At 68.9% G+C, this 17,693-nt stretch carries 16 protein-coding genes; 10 read left to right on the forward strand and 6 right to left on the reverse strand.

The genetic code is table 11. From position 1 onward, the window contains the following. Nucleotides 1–197: 197 nt before the first annotated feature. Both EOD42_RS18790 and hydA read right to left on the reverse strand, forming a co-directional pair. Nucleotides 198–2,276 carry a methyl-accepting chemotaxis protein gene (locus EOD42_RS18790; protein WP_127789116.1) on the reverse strand — a complete coding sequence of 693 codons (2,079 nt, stop codon included), beginning with the start codon at nucleotides 2,274–2,276 and terminating at the stop codon, nucleotides 198–200. Between the two features lie 75 nt (nucleotides 2,277–2,351). Then, complete coding sequence (gene hydA / locus EOD42_RS18795; protein WP_127789117.1) at nucleotides 2,352–3,890, reverse strand: dihydropyrimidinase; 1,539 nt, start codon at nucleotides 3,888–3,890, stop codon at nucleotides 2,352–2,354. Nucleotides 3,891–3,904: 14 nt separating this feature from the next. Here hydA and EOD42_RS18800 point away from each other — a divergent pair, with 14 nt between their 5' ends. Genes EOD42_RS18800 through EOD42_RS18810 form a run of 3 tightly spaced genes read left to right on the forward strand, consistent with a single transcriptional unit; the run spans nucleotide 3,905 to nucleotide 6,433 of the window. Further along, nucleotides 3,905–4,111, forward strand: a complete 207-nt coding sequence (locus EOD42_RS18800; protein WP_164868016.1) for an AtzG-like protein — start codon at nucleotides 3,905–3,907, stop codon at nucleotides 4,109–4,111. Continuing rightward, complete coding sequence (locus tag EOD42_RS18805; RefSeq protein ID WP_127789119.1) at nucleotides 4,108–5,433, forward strand: AtzE family amidohydrolase; 1,326 nt, start codon at nucleotides 4,108–4,110, stop codon at nucleotides 5,431–5,433. The genes EOD42_RS18800 and EOD42_RS18805 overlap by 4 nt, the downstream gene beginning before the upstream one ends. Nucleotides 5,434–5,455: 22 nt before the next feature. After that, nucleotides 5,456–6,433: a S1C family serine protease gene (locus tag EOD42_RS18810; RefSeq protein WP_127789120.1), complete on the forward strand. Its 978-nt coding sequence runs from the start codon at nucleotides 5,456–5,458 to the stop codon at nucleotides 6,431–6,433. 136 nt (nucleotides 6,434–6,569) lie between these two features. Here EOD42_RS18810 and rdgB read toward each other — a convergent pair whose 3' ends face one another. From rdgB to EOD42_RS18825, 3 genes are read right to left on the reverse strand one after another with little or no spacing between them, the layout of a single operon-like run. Then, entirely contained in the window at nucleotides 6,570–7,181 is a 612-nt protein-coding gene (rdgB, locus tag EOD42_RS18815; protein WP_127789121.1) for an RdgB/HAM1 family non-canonical purine NTP pyrophosphatase, read from the reverse strand. Beyond that, on the reverse strand, nucleotides 7,174–7,893 hold the full coding sequence (rph, locus tag EOD42_RS18820; RefSeq protein WP_127789208.1) for a ribonuclease PH: 720 nt from the start codon (nucleotides 7,891–7,893) through the stop codon (nucleotides 7,174–7,176). Before rph ends, rdgB begins: the two co-directional genes overlap by 8 nt. A gap of 51 nt (nucleotides 7,894–7,944) precedes the next feature. Beyond that, nucleotides 7,945–8,910, reverse strand: a complete 966-nt coding sequence (locus tag EOD42_RS18825) for a Bug family tripartite tricarboxylate transporter substrate binding protein (RefSeq protein WP_164868017.1) — start codon at nucleotides 8,908–8,910, stop codon at nucleotides 7,945–7,947. Between the two features lie 328 nt (nucleotides 8,911–9,238). Between EOD42_RS18825 and EOD42_RS18830 the strand changes: the two genes are divergently transcribed. The 7 genes from EOD42_RS18830 to EOD42_RS18860 all read left to right on the forward strand — a co-directional run bounded on the left by EOD42_RS18830 (nucleotide 9,239) and on the right by EOD42_RS18860 (nucleotide 16,328). After that, a complete protein-coding gene (locus tag EOD42_RS18830; protein WP_127789123.1) occupies nucleotides 9,239–9,988 on the forward strand; it encodes a maleate cis-trans isomerase family protein in 750 nt (249 codons plus the stop codon). 390 nt (nucleotides 9,989–10,378) lie between these two features. Next, nucleotides 10,379–11,458 carry a pyrimidine utilization protein A gene (rutA, locus tag EOD42_RS18835; protein WP_240655210.1) on the forward strand — a complete coding sequence of 360 codons (1,080 nt, stop codon included), beginning with the start codon at nucleotides 10,379–10,381 and terminating at the stop codon, nucleotides 11,456–11,458. Nucleotides 11,459–11,462: 4 nt separating this feature from the next. Then, the gene (locus tag EOD42_RS18840) at nucleotides 11,463–12,554 is read left to right on the forward strand and encodes an ABC transporter ATP-binding protein (protein WP_127789124.1); all 1,092 of its coding nucleotides are present in this window, start codon (nucleotides 11,463–11,465) and stop codon (nucleotides 12,552–12,554) included. After that, complete coding sequence (locus EOD42_RS26530; RefSeq protein ID WP_127789125.1) at nucleotides 12,551–13,414, forward strand: ABC transporter permease; 864 nt, start codon at nucleotides 12,551–12,553, stop codon at nucleotides 13,412–13,414. Before EOD42_RS18840 ends, EOD42_RS26530 begins: the two co-directional genes overlap by 4 nt. Nucleotides 13,415–13,676: 262 nt before the next feature. Beyond that, a complete protein-coding gene (locus tag EOD42_RS18850) occupies nucleotides 13,677–14,507 on the forward strand; it encodes an ABC transporter permease (RefSeq protein ID WP_127789126.1) in 831 nt (276 codons plus the stop codon). Between the two features lie 16 nt (nucleotides 14,508–14,523). After that, a complete protein-coding gene (locus tag EOD42_RS18855; RefSeq protein WP_127789127.1) occupies nucleotides 14,524–15,672 on the forward strand; it encodes an ABC transporter substrate-binding protein in 1,149 nt (382 codons plus the stop codon). Further along, nucleotides 15,672–16,328 carry an isochorismatase family protein gene (locus EOD42_RS18860; RefSeq protein WP_127789128.1) on the forward strand — a complete coding sequence of 219 codons (657 nt, stop codon included), beginning with the start codon at nucleotides 15,672–15,674 and terminating at the stop codon, nucleotides 16,326–16,328. The genes EOD42_RS18855 and EOD42_RS18860 overlap by 1 nt, the downstream gene beginning before the upstream one ends. Here the strand turns inward: EOD42_RS18860 and EOD42_RS18865 are convergent. Beyond that, nucleotides 16,312–17,610 carry a peptidase C69 family protein gene (locus tag EOD42_RS18865; protein WP_127789129.1) on the reverse strand — a complete coding sequence of 433 codons (1,299 nt, stop codon included), beginning with the start codon at nucleotides 17,608–17,610 and terminating at the stop codon, nucleotides 16,312–16,314. The genes EOD42_RS18860 and EOD42_RS18865 overlap by 17 nt on opposite strands. Between the last annotated feature and the right edge of the window lie 83 nt (nucleotides 17,611–17,693).

Consider the following 17,693-nt stretch of genomic DNA (forward strand, 5'->3'; position numbering starts at 1 on the left):
CCCAGTCAGGGGCGCTGCCCCTGACAACCCCGCCAGGACCGTAGCGGCCCTGGACCCCGGGGAGTTGGCGCCCCACCCTGATTTCGTTGATTTTAATAATAAAATTGGCGCCCCACCTGCGAAGATGGGGCGCCAAACTCCTATCAGGTCCAGGAGATATTATCTCCTGGTGGGGGTGTCGGGGGCAAAGCCCCTGACTAAGCCGCCCTCACATCCTGCACGAACCCGCCCACGGTCTTCGTCAGCACCTCCGACTGCCGCGCCAGTTCCGATGCAGCCCCCAGCACCTGCGCCGCCGCCGCCCCGGTCTCGCCAGAGCCCTGGCTCACCGCCGCGATGTTCCGGCTCACCGCATCCGTCGCATCGGCCGTGCGCTGCACCGTGCGCGCGATCTCGCCCGTCGCCGTGCTCTGCTCCTCCACCGCCGCCGCGATCGCCACCGCGATCTGGCTCACTTCCTCGATCCGCTTGCCGATGCCCCCGATCGCGCTCACCGCCTGCTGGGTCGCGGCCTGGATCGAGGCGATCTGCCCCCCGATCTCCTCCGTCGCCTTCGCCGTCTGGCTCGCCAGGTTCTTCACCTCGCTGGCCACCACCGCGAAGCCCTTGCCGGCCTCGCCCGCGCGCGCCGCCTCGATGGTCGCGTTCAGCGCCAGCAGGTTGGTCTGGCCCGCGATGTCGGTGATCAGCCGCACCACGTCGCCGATCTTCTGCGCGCCATGGGCCAGGGCCTGCACCGTCTCGTCGGTGGCGCGCGCGTCAGAGACCGCCTGGCTGGCCGCAGAGGACGCATGCGCGACCTGGCGGCTGATCTCCTGGATGGAGGCGCTCAGCTGCTCGGCAGCAGCGGCCACCACCTGCACGCCCTCGCTGGCCTGGCTGGCGGCACCCACCACGGCGCCGGCCTGCTCATTGGTGCTGGCGGCGGTGCCGGTCATGGAACGCGCGGTCGCCTCCAGCTCGGTCGAGGCGGAGGACAGCATGCCCGTCAGCTCCCCGATCTGCCCCTCGAAGCCGCGCACCAGGCTGGAAAGCTGCTCCGCACGCTTCTCCTTGGACTGGCGCTCCACCTCCTGCGCGGCAGCAAGGCGGTCGGCTTCGGCGGAGCGGTCGCGCAGCGTGCCCACGGCGCGCGCCATCTCGCCCAGCTCATCGGGGCGATGCGTGCCGGGCACCGTCACTTCCAGGCGGCCATTGGCGATCTCGCCTACCGTATCGGTCAGCGCGCGCATCGGCTGCACCAGCCGCCGCAGCAGGAACCACAGGCTGCCCAGGATCATCAGCGTCGTCACGGCCAGCATGGCCAGCGCCACCACCAGCGTGCTGCCCGCCTGGCGTGAGTTGGCGGCGACGAGCGCCACCGCCTCATCCAGGGCGACATCGCGCATGTCCAGCAGGGCTGCCTGGGCGGGGGCGCTCCAGCGGCGGATCTCGTTGCTGGACTGGTCCCAAGTGCCGGCCGGGGCGGCGCGGCCCAGATGCGCGGCGGCCGGCGTGATCAGCGCCATCAGCCGCGTCTGCAGCTCCTCGCTCTTGGCGGCATAGGCCACGGCGGCGGCATCCAGGGCGGCGTTGTTGCCGATGGTCGCGATCAGCCGTCGCGCGGTCTCCGAGGCCTGGGCCATGCGGCCCAGATGCTGCAGCGCCGCGCTGAACTCCGCCCAGGCGACGGGCTGGCCCTCGATCCAGCGGAACAGCAGCACCGTGGCACGGCCGGAGCGGTCGCGATGGTCCATGACGGAGGAGGAGATCTCCATCATCGGCGCCACATCCGGCTGGCTGTCGGTCAGCAGGCGCGCGACTTCGGCGGCGGGGGTGACGAGGCGCCCCACCAGCTCCGTCCGGGCGCGGGCCAGGTCGGTGCTGAGGCGCGGGTCGCGCTGGTCCAGCGGCCTGGCGAATGCCTCATCGGCGCGCTGGCGCAGGCGCGTCAGCTCCCCCACGATGCCGGCGGGCACGGCCGCGCTCTGCGCGCCCAGCGAGGAGGCGGGCATCACCTCCTGCAGGCGGGCGAGCAGGCGGTCGGCGTTCGGGCGCGGCGCGCGCAGCACCGGCAGGTCCGGCGCGGGGTTGCTGACCGAGCTGGTATACTGCCCGACCTCCAGGATCAGCGCCGTCTGCGCGCGCTGCAGCAGGCTGATGGCGTTGGTGTCGACCGCCGCCTGCCGGGCGGATTGCCAGGCTTGATAGGCGTTGGTCGCCGCCACCAGAGAGGCCGCGACCCCCGGCAGCCCGACCGCGCAGAAACCGACCAGGAACAGCGTGCGGATGCGCATCGCGAAGGCCTCCAAAGAATTGCAGGAGGCCTAGATGGCGGAGTTGTCATAAACAGGCGCCTAACGCGCCCGTGATCAGGCCCCGAACCCGTTGGGCGTGATGCCGCGCGGGCTTGCCATCTCATAGCGGGCGCGGGGCTGATACTGGCCGCCCCCGGCACGGCCGGTGATCTCGCCCTCGCGCATCACCACCTCACCGCGCCGCAGGGTGGCCACCGGCCAGCCGGTGACGCGCATGCCCTCGAAGGGGGTGTAGTCCACGGCGTGGTGCATCAGGGACTGGGTGATGGTCACTTCCCGCTTCGGGTCCCACAGGATGACGTCGGCGTCGCTGCCGGGCGCGATCACGCCCTTTTTCGGGTACAGACCCATCAGCCTGGCCGGGTTGGTGGATACCAGCCGCGCGAAGTGCTCCACGCTGATGCGGCCCTTGGTCACGCCCTCATGGAACAGCACCGGCAGACGGGCGGCCAGGCCCGGCAGCCCGTTCGGGATGGTGGAGAAATCGGCCCCCACCTTGAACGCGCGCGAGGAGGCCGCGTGGTCGCTGCTGACCACATCCAGCGTGCCGCGGCGGATCGCTTCCCAGATGTTGGCGTGCTCGGCCTCATCGCGGGGCGCGGGGCTGCACATGAAGTTCGCGCCCTCCGGCCCCTCCATGTGGCGGGCCGTCACGGTGAAGTATTGCGGGCAGGTCTCGCCCCACACCTTCAGGCCACGGGCCTGGGCGCGGGCGATTTCCTCCGCCGCCTCGGCGCAGCTGACATGGAAGACCTGGATCGGCTGGTCCACCAGCTCCGCCAGGGCGATGGCGCGGTGGGTGGCCTCGCGCTCCACCACGGTGGGGCGGGACCAGGCGTGGTATTCGGGCGCGGTCAGGCCGGCGGCCAGCAGGCGCTCGGTGCGCCAGCGGATGGCGTCGTAATTCTCGCAATGGACGGTGACCAGGCAGCCGTGCTTGCGCGCGGTCTCCAGCACGCGGATGAAGCCGCGATCGTCCACATGCACGTTGTCGTAGGTGAGGAATACCTTGAGGCTGCGCACGCCCTCGGCGACCAGCCTGGGGATTTCCTCCTCCAGCACCTGGTCGGTGGGGTCGCTGATGATCTGGTGGAAGGCGTGGTCGACCATGCCGGTCGCGGCGCGGGCCTTGTAGTCCACGAAGCGTTCCCACACGCCGTGGCCCTTCCATTGCGGGATGAAGCTGACGGTGGTGGTGGTGCCGCCGGCAAACGCCGCCGCCGAGGCGGTGAGGAAGCTTTCCTCCGCGATGCTGCCATTGGGGCGGGGTTCCTCGATGTGGCAATGGCTGTCCACGCCGCCGGGCAGCACCAGCAGGCCCTTGGCATCCAGCACCTGCGCCCCGTCGGGGATTGATTCGGCCAGCGTCGCGATGCGCCCGTCCCGGATGCCGACATCGCAGCGGATGGCCCCGAAGGCGCTGGCCACCAGGCCGTTGCGGATCACCACATCATGCATCGCGTCGTCTCCCGTTTGCGGGGCGGAGTGTGCCCCGGCACGGCTGCGATGCACACTGCCCCCGGGATGCGCAGATCGCCGCGCGCGCGCCCGTCCATGCGCCCCGATGCGGCATGACACCCCGGCCGCTGCCATGCGACAAGGCAGGAATGATCGACGCCAAGACCTTTGATCCCGCGGCCTATGTCGCCGCCATGGCCCCGGCCGTGGGCCTGACCCTGCCGCCCGAGCGCCAGGCGCGCGTGGCGGCGGCGCTGGCCCTGGTGGTGAAGATCGGCGCGCCGGCGCTGGAGCATGCGGTCGCGGAGGATGTCGAGCCCGCACCCGTCTTCGATCCCGGAGTGTCGCGCCCATGAGTGCCGTCGAGAACGTCCAGGCCGCCCTGGCGCGCATCGAGCGCGACAATGCCCGCGTCAATGCCTTCACCGCCGTGCTGGCCGAACGCGCCCTGGCGCGCGCCGCCAAGGTGGCGCCCGACGCGCCGCTGGCGGGCCTGGTCTTCGCCGCCAAGAACCTGTTCGACATCGCGGGCATCCCGACCACCGCCGGCAGCAAGATCCGCAAATCCGCGGCGCCCGCCGCCGAGGACTGCATCCTGATCCGCCGCCTGGAAGCGGCGGGTGCCGTCTGCGTCGGCGCACTGAACATGGATGAGTTCGCCTATGGCTTCACGACCGAGAACAGCCATGACGGCGCCTGCCACAACCCGCATGACCTGACGCGCATCGCGGGCGGCAGCTCCGGCGGCTCGGGTGCCGCGGTCGCGGCCGGCATGGTGGAGGCGAGCCTCGGCACCGACACCAACGGCTCCATCCGCGTGCCGTCCTCCCTGAACGGGATCTTCGGCATCAAGCCCACCTATGGGCGGCTGCCGCGCACGGGTTCGGTGCCGTTCGTGGCATCGCTGGACCATGTGGGCCCCTTCGCGCGCAGCGCGACGCGGCTGGCCGAGATCTATGACGTGCTGCAGGGGCCCGACCCGATGGACAGCTGCCAGCTGGCCAAGGGTGTCGACCCGGTGCTGCCGGGGCTGGGCGGCGGCATTGCCGGGCTGAACATCGCGAAGCTGGGCGGCTGGTTCGAGGGGCCGATGACGGATGCCGCCCGTGGCGCCGTGGCATCGGTGGCCCAGGCGCTGGGCGCCACCGCCACCGTCAGCTGGTCCATGGCGGAGGCCGTGCGGGCGGCCGCCTTCCTCATCACTTCTTCCGAGGGCGGTGCGCTGCACCTGCCGGAACTGCGCACCCAGTATGAGGATTTCGAGCCGCTGACCCAGGACCGACTGCTGGCCGGCAGCCTGCTGCCCGCCGCCTGGGTGAACCATGCCCAGCGCGTGCGCGCCGCCGGCCGCGACGCGATGGCCGCGATCCAGCGCGAATTCGACATCCTGATCGCGCCCGCCACCCCCACCGTCGCCACCCCGATCGGCCAGGAGGAGCTGGTGCTGGACGGCGTGCGCATGCCGCTGCGTCCTTCCATGGGCCTCTACACCCAGCCCATCAGCGGAATCGGCCTGCCGGTCGTCACGGTGCCGATCCAGAATGCGGAAGGTGCCATGCCCATCGGCGTGCAGCTGATCGGCCGCCCCTGGCAGGAGGACGTGCTGTTCCGCGCCGCCCGGGTGCTGGAACAGGCCGGATTGTGTTCGGCACCGGTCGCCCCCGCTTTCGCATCCTGAGAGGGCGAGTATTCTGGCCCGCATGTCAGACGACGACTGGGAAGTCCCCTCCGCCCTGCAGCCCGACCCGGCCGATTACGGCTTCGACCTGCGGGCGAAGCTGGATGCGGTCGTGGCCCTCAAGGCGCTGGTGCCGCCCGACGCCTTCTCCGCCAATTCTCTGGGGACGGAGCGCGAGGGCAGCGCGGTGCTGATCGACGCCAAGGGCCTGTTCCTGACCATCGGCTATCTGGTGATGGAATCGGAGACCATCTGGCTGACCGCGAACAACGGGCGCGTGGTGCAGGGCCATTGCCTGGCCATGGACACCGACACCGGCTTCGCGCTGGTGCAGTCGCTGGGCACGCTGGACGGCATCTCACCGCTGGAATTCGGCGACAGCACGGCGCTCAAGGCCAATGATGCCATGGTGCTGGGCGCCTCGGGCGGGATCAGCCGGGCGGTGGCGGGGCAGGTGGCCTCTCGCCAGCCCTTCGCCGGCTATTGGGAATACCTGCTGGAGGATGCGGTGTTCACCAGCCCCGCCCACCCCCATTGGGGCGGCACGGCCTGCCTGAACATGGAGGGGCGGCTGGTCGGCATCGGCTCCCTGATCCTGCAGCAGGGTGAGCGCGGCGGGCGGCGGCTGGACCTGAACATGGTCGTGCCGATCCAGGAACTGACCCCCATCCTGCCCGCGCTGCTGCGCCAGGGCCGCAGCGACAACCCGCCGCGCCCGTGGCTGGGCATGCTGGCGGTGGAGGAGGAGGAGGGCGTCTCGGTCGGCAGCGTGACCAAGGGCGCCCCTGCCGAGAAGGCCGGCCTGCGCACCAAGGACCGCATCCTGACCGTGGGCCAGGAGAATGTGACCGACCTGGTGGGGCTGTGGCGGTCGATCCGCGCGCTGGGCAATGCCGGGGTGCCGGTGCCGCTGCGGGTGGAACGCAATGACCGGGTGCTGAGCCTGACGCCCGTTTCAGCCGACCGGCGGAACTTCCTGAAACAGCCCAGGCTGCATTGAAGTAAATGTAAAAAGACCGAAAATTTTTGTGAGTCTGTGTTCGGATCTTGGGCGGGAGACGAAGCGTCCCTCGCCGATGCATGATCAAGGCTGATAAAAGTATTCTTGCTTCTTCTTCTACAGAAAAAGAAGAACGTTACTCCTTGAGCGCCTCCTGCGCGAAGCGCGCAAACGCCCGCGCCCGGTGGTTGGTGCGCGCCTTTTCCTCCGGCGTCATCTCGCCATAGGTGCGCGTATCGCCCTCCGGGACAAAGATCGGGTCGTAGCCGAACCCACCCGTCCCGCGCGGTGGATACACCCAATTGCCGTCCGAACGCCCGTGGTAATGCTGCACATGCCCGTCCGGCCAGGCCAGCGCCAGCACCGAGACGAAGGCCGCGCGGCGGTCGTCGCTGCCCTCGGCTTCCTCGGCCACCCGGGCCATGGCGGCGGCATAGTCGCGGCCGGCGGGCGTGATCGCCCAATCGGCCGTATAGACGCCGGGCGCCCCGCCCAGGGCCGCGATCATCACCCCGCTGTCATCCGCCAGCGCCGGCAGGCCGGTGGCCTCGGCGGCCGCCAGCGCCTTGATGGCGGAGTTTTCCTCGAAGGTGGTGCCGGTCTCCTCGGGCTCGGGCAGGTCCAGCTCCGCCGCGCTCACCACCTCGATGCCGTGGGGGGCGAGCAGGGCGCTCAGCTCCCGCAGCTTGCCGGCATTGTGGCTGGCCAGAACCAGCCTGCCGGGCGCGAGGCGGCGGGTTTCAGCCAATGCCGACGGCCTTCTTCTGGGCGGCGAAGATCTGCGCCGTGCCCTCGCGCGCCAGGCGCAGCAAGTCCAGCAGCTGGGCCTCGCTGAAGGGCGCGCCCTCGGCGGTGCCCTGCACCTCCACCAGGCCGCCGCTGCCGGTCAGCACGAAGTTGGCGTCGGCACCCGCGTTGCTGTCCTCGTCATAGTCGAGGTCGAGCACGGCCGTGTCCTTGAAGATGCCGCAGGAAACGGCGGCCACCTGGTCGGTCAGCGGCATGCTGCCCAGGATGTTCTTGTTCATGGCATGGCGCAGCGCCAGGTGCAGCGCCACCCAGGCGCCCGAGATCGCGGCGCAGCGGGTGCCGCCATCGGCGTTCAGCACGTCGCAGTCGATCACGATGGACATTTCGCCCATCGCCTTGCGGTCCACCACGGCGCGCATCGCGCGGCCGATCAGGCGCTGGATTTCCTGGGTGCGGCCGGACTGCTTGCCGCGCGCGGCCTCACGGTCGCCGCGGGTGTGGGTGGCACGCGGCAGCATGCCGTATTCGGCCGTGACCCAGCCCTCGCCCTTGCCGCGCAGGAAAGGGGGCACCTTGGATTCGATGCTGGCCGTCACCAGCACCTCGGTGTTGCCCATGCGGATCAGGGCCGAGCCCTCCGCATGCTTGGAGAAGTTGGTGTCGATCGACAGGGTGCGGAGGGCGCCGGGCAGGCGACCGGAGGGGCGGATCGTGCTCATGCCCGGCGAGATACGCCAGAAGCGGCCGCTAATCCACCGCCCTCAGTCCACGGAGAGGCCGGTGGCGGCGATCACGGGCTGCCAGCGCGCGGTCTCGGCGGCCATGAAGGCGCGGGTTTCCTCGGGGGTCATGATGGTGGGCACGGCCCCGCCGTTCAGGATGCGGGCATGGACGTCCGGCTCACGCAGGATGGAGGTGAGGGTGGTCGCCAGCTTCGCGATGATGGGTTCCGGCGTGCCGGCCGGCGCCTGCACGCCGAACCAGCCCATGGAGACGATGTCGAGCCCCTGCTCACGCAGGGTCGGCACCTCGGGGAAGGCCTGCACGCGCTCGGGGCCGGTCACCGCGATGGCCTTCAGCCGGCCGGCGCGCACCAGCTCCGTCACCGCCGAGATGGACTGGAACAGCATCTGGGTGCGCCCCTCCATCAGGTCCGTGTTCATGGAGCCAGAGCCCGTGTAGGCGATGTGTGTCAGGTCGATGCCAGAGGCCTGGGCGAATTGCGCGCCGGCCAGGTGCTGGGAGGAACCCGCGCCGACCGAGCCGTAGGACACAGCCTTGCCGCGCGCCCACGCGATGAATTCCTGCACGTTGTTCGCCGGAATGGTGTTGGGGATCACCACCAGGTTCGGCACCACCGCGATCATGCCGACCTGCGCGAAGTCCCGCACCGCGTCGAAGGGCATGTTGCGGTAGATCCACTTGTTCACCGCGTTGGACGCGATGGAGGACAGCCCCAGCGTGTAGCCGTCGGGCGCCGAGCGGGCGAGGGCGGTCATGCCGATATTGGTGCCCGCACCGGCGCGGTTCTCCACCGGGAAGGACTGGCCGAGCAGCGCGCCGTAGCGCTCCATCACGATGCGGCCCAGCACGTCTCCGGCGCCGCCGGCGGGGCCGGGCACGATGAAGCGCACCGGACGGCTGGGGTAATCGCCCTGGGCGCGGGCCGTGCCCGCCAGGGAGGCCAACAGCAGCCCGGCCGCGGCCGGCAGATCACGACGACGCATAGAAGCCCCTTCAACCCGCCTTTCCGGCGGTATCCCGATTGGTGGCGCGCCAGGCCCGGCGCGTGCAAGTTTTTGCTGCATGCGGGCGCGGAAAGGCCCGTCAGACGGCGCGCCATTAGCGCGTGGCGCGCAATCGTTTGTCAAAATGGAGATGGCCGCGTTTCCCGCATTGCTGCACCTTGCGGCGCACAAAAATGCGGCAGATGCGCTTGTCTTGCACTGGCGCACACGGCGTTGCGCAATTCTTGGCAATGTTCCGTGCAAACGCTTGTGGGCAATCCTTTTTCCGGTTTTGCTGCCGCCCGGATTCATCCCACGGAGCATTGGCATGTCGCGCGACGCACTCGGTTTCCGGCGCAAGTTCGGGGTTCTCGGTCCCTCCACCAACACCATCGTGCAGCCGGATTTCGACGCGATGCGCCCCTATGGCGTCACCAACCATTACAGCCGGATCTTCACGCCGAATTCGGCGGCCGTCTCGAACGAAAGCTCGGTCGCGGGCACCAGGCTGATCGGCGACAATGTGATGGCCGCGGTGGACAGCGTGATGACCAGCCAGCCCGACTATCTGGTGATGGGCATGTCCGCCGTGACCTTCTTCGACGGCAAGAAGGGCGCGGACCTGTTCCAGAAGCAGGTGGAGGACCGCTCCGGCGTCGGCATCTCCATCGGCAGCCACTCCTGCACGGCGGCGCTGCAGGCCTATGGCGGGGTGAAGCGCATCGCCTTCATGTCCCCCTATTGGCCGGCCATCAACGAGCAGGTGCGGCGGTACTTCACCGACATGGGCTATGAGGTGGTGCGTGACCACTGCATGCAGGCCCGCAGCTGGATCGGCATCGCGGAAATCACCACCGCCCAGTGCCGCGAGGTGCTGCGCATGATCGACGGCGACGACGTGGACGCGATCATCCAGGTGGGCACCAACCTGTCCATGGTGAAGCTGGCCGCCGCCGCGGAACTGTGGCTGGGCAAGCCCGTGATTGCCATCAACACCGCCACCTACTGGCACGCGCTGAGGCACAACGGGATCACGCAGCAGATGGAAGGCTTCGGAAGGCTGCTGGAGGAGTTCTGAGAGCCCAGGGCTTCGCCCCGGACCCCACCAGGGGCTCTGCCCCTGGACCCCGCCAGGAGATAATATCTCCTGGACCTGATATCAGTTGGCGCTTTTGCTGGATAAGCGGGGCGCCATTTTTATTATTAAAATCAACGTTCTCAGGGTTTGGCGCCAACTCCCCGGGGTCCAGGGCCGCTACGGTCCTGGCGGGTGTCCGGAGGGCAGGGCCCTCTGGTGGGGGTATCGGGGGCGAAGCCCCTGACCCACTGCCGCCGGATTAGGCGCCTCATTGCTGGAATTTTGCCCAATCCCCGCATGGGCACCCGCCTTTACCCGCCACCTCGCGCTCTTTCGCATTGAGGCCCTGTCATCCGCGCCCCACGCTGCACCGCAACAGCAAGGGGTGTGATGATGAAGATCGGTGTGTTCCTGCCCATCGGCAACAATGGCTGGCTGATCTCGACCACGTCGCCCCAGTACATGCCGAGCTTCGAGCTGAATCGCGACGTGACGCTGAAGGCGGAGAAGTTCGGCTTCGACTTCGCGCTATCGATGATCAAGCTGCGCGGCTTCGGAGGGCAGAGCCAGTATTGGGACCACAACCTTGAGAGCTTCACGCTGATGGCCGGCCTCGCGGCCGTGACCACGCGCATCAAGCTGTTCGCCTCGGTGGCGGTGCTGACCATTCCGCCGCCCGTCATCGCCCGCATGGCCGCCACCATCGACAGCATCAGCAAGGGCCGTTTCGGGGTGAACATCGTCTCGGGCTGGCAGAAGGCCGAATATGTCCAGATGGGCATCTGGCCCGGTGAGGACTACTTCGCCAAGCGCTATGAGTATTGCTCCGAATACGTCCAGGTGATGAAGGACCTGTGGTCCACCGGCAAGTCGGACTTCAAGGGTGATTTCTTCCAGATGGAGGATTGCCGCGTCAGCCCCACTCCCCCGGGCAAGATCGACATCATCTCCGCCGGGCAGTCCAACCGGGGCATGAAGTTCGCGGCCGACTATGCCGATTACAACTTCATCAGCGCGGGCGGCATCAACGATGTGTCCCAGGTCAGCCAGCACACCGACCGGCTGATCGCGGCGAATGAGGCAGCGGGGGCGGACTGCAAGGCGATGCTGCTGATGATGATCATCGCCGACGAGACCGATGAGGCCGCCATGGCCAAGTGGCAGCATTACGTGGAGGGCACGGACCTGGACGCCCTGGCCTGGCGCGACGCGCAGGCGGGCGCCGACGTGAAGGCCGAGGCGCATTCCACCGTGGGCCGCATGGTCCGCTCTGACCGCGTGCCCACCAACATGCTGCGCCTCATCGGCTCCTACGAGACCATCGCGAAACACATGGATGAACTGGCGGCGATCCGTGGCCTGGAGGGCGTGATGCTGACCTTCGACGACTTCCTGATCGGCATGGAGCAGTTCGGCACCCGTATCCAGCCCCTGATGAAAAGCCGGCAGGACGTGCTGGCCGCGGCCTGACCGGATGGCCGCGCCCGCAGCCCTGCCGCAGCTCGACCTCGAGCTGCGCGACATCCGCAAGCGCTACGGCGGCTTTACCGCCGTGGACGGCGTTTCCCTCCAGGTGCCGAAGGGGCAGTTCGTCTGCCTGCTCGGGCCCTCCGGCTGCGGCAAGACCACCACCCTGCGCTGCGTGGCCGGGCTGGAGGAGCCCGACAGCGGCGACATCCTGATCGGCGGGCGGGAGGTGACGGCCGACCCGCCCTGGCAGCGCGACATCGCGATGATGTTCCAGGATTTCGCCCTGTTCCCGCATATGAGCGTGGCAAAGCAGGTGGGCTTCGGGCTGGAGATGCAGAAGAAGCCCCGCGCCGAGATCACGCGCCGCGTGGCCGAGGTTCTGGGCGCCTTCGAGATCGCGCATCTGGCCGACCGCCGGCCCTCTCAGCTGTCGGGCGGGCAGAAGCAGCGCGTGGCCCTCGCTCGCGCCATGATCACGGAGCCCCGCATCCTGCTGCTGGATGAGCCGATCGGCGCGCTCGACTACTCCCTGCGTGAGACGGTGATGCTGGAGCTGAAGGCGCTGCAGAAGCGCAGCGGCATCAGCTTCATCTGGGTGACGCATGACCAGAACGAGGCGTTCTCCCTGGGTGACCAGGTGGTGGTCATGAACCATGCGCGGATCGAGCAGCAGGGCAGGCCGGAGGAGGTGCTGTCCCGCCCGCGCACCGCCTTCGTGGCGGGCTTCATCCAGGGCAACAACATCCTGCGCGGCCAGGCCCAGGGCGCGCGCGACGGCCTGCTCGACATCCGCACGGAGGACGGCAGCTTTGCCGTGCCGCTGAACGGGCGCGCGGTGCCGGCCGCCGGCAGCCCCGTCAGTTTCTCGGTGCGGGCCGAGCGGCTGCAGGAGGCAGCGGCCGATGAACTGCCCAACCGCATCAGCCTGCGCTGCACGCTGGTCGAGTATTTCGGGGCCTATCGCCGGCATGTGCTGGAAACCCGCTCGGGTGCGACCATCAAATGGGACCAGTTCGGCGCCCTGCCGCAGAGCGTCTTCGCCGGTGAGCTCGTCACCTTCGGCTGGAAGGCCGAGGACGGGGTGCTGCACGCATGAGCAGCATCAGGCCCCGTTCCGCCGCCGCCTATTGGCTGGCCGTCCCGGCCGGGCTGTGGATGCTGGCGGCCGTCGTGCTGCCCACGCTTCTGATCCTGTGGGTCTCGCTCTGGGGCGGGCAGAGCGTGTCGCCCGACAACCCCATCACCTTCGACAATTACGCGCGCTTCCTGTCCAACGGCAGCTATCGCGCGCTGATGCTGGATACGCTGGCCCAGGCCGCGATGATCATGGGCATCACCGGGGTGCTGGGCTACTGCATCGCCTATTTCCTGACGGTAAAGGTGACGAGCCCGGCCTGGCGCACCGCGCTGTTCCTGGCCTTCGTCATCCCGTTCTGGACCAGCACGCTGATCCGGGCCATCGCCTTCGTGCCGTTCCTGGGCGTGAACGGGCTGCTGAACCAGGCGCTGCTGGCGGCGGGCCTCATCGAGCAGCCGATCCAGGCTTTCCTCTACTCGCGCCTGGGCGTGTCGATGGCGCAGGTCTCGCTTTATACGCTGCTGGCCAGCGGGCCGGTGGTCTACATGCTGAACAGCATCCCGCCCGCCCTGCGTGAGGCCGCGATGACGCTGAAGGCCAGCCCCTTCACCGTGTTCCGCCGCATCATCCTGCCGCTGACCCTGCCGGGCATCGTCATCGGGCAGGTGCTGGTGTTCCTGAACGTGCTGGCGGACTTCATCACCGTGACCACCGTGGGCGGCAACAAGCTGGCCTTCCTGGGGAACCTGATTCTGCTGTTCTACGAGGGCTCGCAGATCCGGGCGACGGCGGTGGTGTCCGTGCTGCTGATGGCGGTGATGCTGGCGGGGGTCGCGGTGGCGCTGCGCATCGTGGATATCCGGAAGGTGGGCGGTTGATGGGGGGCGGGGCTTCGCCCGGACCAGGGGGCGCCGCCCCCTGGACCCCCGCCAGGACCGTAGCGGCCCTGGACCCCGAGCCATTGGCGCCACATCCTGATAACGTGTTTCTTATTGATATTTATAAGATAATTAGCGCCACACCTAGCAGGAGCGACACCAAACTCCTGGGGTCCAGGGGCCTTTCGGCTCCTGGCGGGGATGCAAGGGGCAGCGCCCCTTGCTGGGGGGCCGGGGGAAATGCCCCCGAGCGCGCCTGACCATGCACTGGAAAACCCGCTCCCGCCTCACCTCCTGGCTGCTCGGCATCGTCACCATCGGCTTCCTGCTGTTCCAGTGGCTGCCGATGTTCACCATGTTCCTGCTCTCCTTTGCCGGAGAGAATGGCGGCACCACCTTCCCGATGAACGGCGTCTCGCTGCACTGGTACCGCAAGCTGTGGGAAGCCGACCTGTTCGACGACTTCAAGCCGCCCATGCTGCGCAGCTTCCTGCTGGCGCTGGGGTGCTCGGTGACCACGGTGGTGCTCTCGGTCACAGCGGCGCAGGCGATGCGCGGGCGGTTCATCGGCAGCGGGGCGTATTTCTACCTGCTGCTGCTGGGGCTGATGGCGCCGGGCATTCTCGTGGGCTTCGGCTTCGCCATCCTGACCCGGTTGCTGGGCATCGAGGGGGCGTGGAACACCACGGCCTATGTCGTGCATGTCAGCTGGGCGCTGCCCTTCGGCTTCATGACGATGCTGGCGGTGTTCAACCGCTTCGACCCGCGGCTGGAGGAAGCGGCACTGACGCTGGGCGCCACGCGCGTCACGGCATTCCGGCGCATCACCTGGCCCATCATCCTGCCCGGCGTGATCGGCACGGCGCTGTTCGGCTTCTCGCTGTCCTATGACGAGTATGCCCGCACCCTGTTCACCGCCGGCAGCGACGGCACGCTGCCGCTCGCGGTCATGGCGCAGCTCGACCGGCAACTCACGCCCGAGCTCTACGCCATCGGCACCGTCACCACGGTGATGTCGCTGGTGGCGATCTTCCTCTGCACCTTTGCCTTCTGGCTGCGGTCGCGCGCCCTGCGCGGTCGGCCTTCCCACTGACAAGGAGACAGGAACGATGAACAGCATTGTTGCCCGCCGCACCCTGCTGGTGGGCGGGCTCTCGGCCCCGCTGATCCGCCCCGCCCAGGCCCAGGCGCGGGAGATCCAGCTCGCCGGCGCCACCATCGAGATGCGCGAGCCCATCCTGCGCGAGTTCATGCGCACGAGCGGTGCGCGGGTCAGGCCCTGGATGAACCCCTCCACCCAGGCGCGGATGGACCGGGTGCGGGCGGCGCCGGTGGATGTCATCACCACCGACGCCCCGTTCTCCCAATACGGCTTCGGTGAGCAGCTGACCCAGCCCATCGATGTCAGCCGCCTGCGCAACTGGTCCAAGCTGCACCCGCTGTTCCAGGAGGGACGCGCCACGCCCACCGCCCCCATCGGGCTGGGCGCCAACCCAGGCACCATGATGTGGGCCGATGCCGGCAAGACGAAGGTCACCTTCTCCCCGGCCTTCTTCCAGATGGACAGCATCGGCTACAACTCCCGCCACATCCCGGCCGAGAACAACGAGCTGTCCTGGGGTGAGCTGTTCAACCCCCGCTGGCGCGGCAAGGTCGGGCTCTATGCCATCGACTGGCTGGGCATGCTGGACGCGGTGCTGGGCATGAAGGCGCTGGGCCTGATCAACCCGGCAGACCCCACCAACCTGACCAATGCCGAGGTCGATACCGTCACCGACTTCCTGAAGGAGAAGAAGCGCGAGGGCCATTTCCGCGCCTTCTGGCGCACCTATGGGGAGCTGGTGAACCTCATGACCTCGGAGGAGGTCTGGATCGCCGATGCCTGGTGGCCGGTGGTGATCGAGGTGGCGTCGAAGGGCATTCCCATGCGCTATGCCGTGGCCAAGGAAGGCTATCGCGCCTGGTGCAACGGGCATGCGATCAGCGCCACCTGCCGCAACCTGGATCTCGCCTATGACTATCTGAACTTCTGGCTCGACGGCTATGCCGGGGCGGAGCAGGGCAAGATCGGCTACTACTCCACCGTCGATACCTACAAGCCGCACATGGCCGCCGATCTGCAGGCCAGCCTCTATGGCGGGGTGGGGCGCGACGGCGGCTCCTTCGAGGAGCGGGCGGCGCGGATCTATGCCTGGAACACGCGGCCCACCAACATGGGCTACTACACCGAGAAGTGGAACGAGTTCCTGGCCGCCTGATGATCGAGGAGAACAAGACCGCGCGGCAGATGTGGGAGGCGCTGAAGGCCGCGCCGCCCCGCCGCTTCGGCTTCGGCCAGCGCGCGGCGCTGGTGAACATCGACCTGCAATGCGCCTACACCCAGCCCGAGACCTACCCGCGCGCCTATGAGACCGACCCGCGCCAGATCGAATACGTGAACGCCCTGGCCGCCGCTTTTCGCGCGCGCGGCTGGCCCGTGGTCTGGACCTATGTCGCCTATCTGCCCTCGGGCGAGGATTGCGGCGTGTGGGGCACCCGTGCCGAGGGGCCGGATGCGCTCCAGAACACCAAGCTGGGCAGCCCGCGCGCCGAGCTGGACCCCAGGCTGGAGCGCGAGCCCGCCGACATCGTGATGAACAAGCGCATGGCCTCCGCCTTCTTCGAGACCAACCTGCGTTCCCTGCTGACCTTCCACGGCATCGACACGGTGGTGGTCACGGGTGGCTCCACTTCCGGCTGTGTGCGGGCCACGGTGGTGGATGGGCTTTCCTGCGGCTATCGCATGATCGTGCCGGAGGAATGCACCGCCGACCGGCATGAAAGCCCGCATTTCGCCAACCTGTATGACATGGCGGCGAAATACGCCGATGTGCTGCCGGTGGCGGAGGTGCTGGAGACTATCCGGCCGCGCTGAGGCGGCGGCTGGGCGCCTCTGCCAGGGCGGACAGCGCCTGCCATTCGGGTGCATCCGCCACCAGCCGGGGCGGGACGGCGCGCTTCGCCCAGCCGGCCTCCCAGGCTTCGGCCTCGGCCCAGCATTCGGCCATGGCTTCCACGGTGCCGTCGCGCATGCGCTCGGCGAAGCGGGCCTCCAGCGCGTCGCGCTCGGGCGCCAGCTCGGCCAGCACGGCGGCGAAATCGCCGCATTCGGCCGCGCGGTGCATCGCCTCATGCCGCCACCACAGGCTGGCGGGGTCGCGCCGGTCGGAGGGGCGCGGGCCATGGGCGGGCGGCGCCATGCCCGGCAGCACCGGGCGGAACACCGACAGGCAGGGGGCGGAGGTGCCCGTGACCCAGAACAGCGGCGCGCCCTCTGCCGGCAGTTCCGCCACCATCGAGGCCACGCTGGCCGAGCGCCGGTCCGGCCCGCCCGCATGCATGCAGATGGTGCGGCCCACCGTATCGGCCGGGTGCCAGCCCGCACCGACGGGTCCGTGGTCGCGCAGCAGCGCCATCATGTCCGCGCGCCCCAGCCGGCCCGCCTTGGCGGCCATCACATCGGTGGCGCGGGCGCAGCGCAGCCGGCCGCGCGATTGCGCGTCGCGCTCCTCGTCCAGATAGGCGGTCATGTCGAGTTCGGCGGCGCTGCCCACCCCGGCATCGGCCAGCAGGGCAGGGCTCGCGCGGTATGCCCCGCCGGGCGTGATCGACAGCGCGTTGGAAATGGCGCGCGCGCCGGAGACGCGCTCCACCGCCCAGAAGCGGCCCACCGTCTCCAGCACGAAGGCGCCGGTGCGGTCGGCCACCATGAAGGCGTTGTCGTAGAAATGCTCATGCAGGTGGCCGCAATCGCCGCCCTGGCCGTGGCGTTCCAGCAGGTCGATCATGACCTGCACGGCGGCCTCGGCCGTTGCGGCGCGCTCCAGCCCCAGCCGGACCAGGTCCATGCCGATCAGCGCGGGTTCCCGGTTGGGGGCGATGCGCGCGAAGACCGCCTCATTGCCGATGACCACCCCCGCCGCATTGGCCCCGATCTCCGCCCCCCAGCACCAGAAGGGGCGGCTGAGCAGCACCGGCAGGGTCTCGGGCGCCTCGTCGATCTCGATATAGCTGCAGCGGACGCGGCCCGGCGCATGCCGCGCGCCCGGGCGGAACTGCAGGAACTGCGCCTCGTTGCGCTCACGGTCGCTGTTCTTGGCGAACAGCACGCCGCCAGTGGCGGTCGTGGGCGGCAGGGCCACCATCGTGTCGCACATCGCCAGGTCACCCCCTCTGTCGCGCCCTCACACTACCGAGCTTTCATCTTTGCCGCATAGCCAGCCCCGGCCTGCCATGCGAG

This window comes from Rhodovarius crocodyli (genome assembly GCF_004005855.1).
In the GTDB taxonomy this organism is placed as follows: domain Bacteria; phylum Pseudomonadota; class Alphaproteobacteria; order Acetobacterales; family Acetobacteraceae; genus Rhodovarius; species Rhodovarius crocodyli.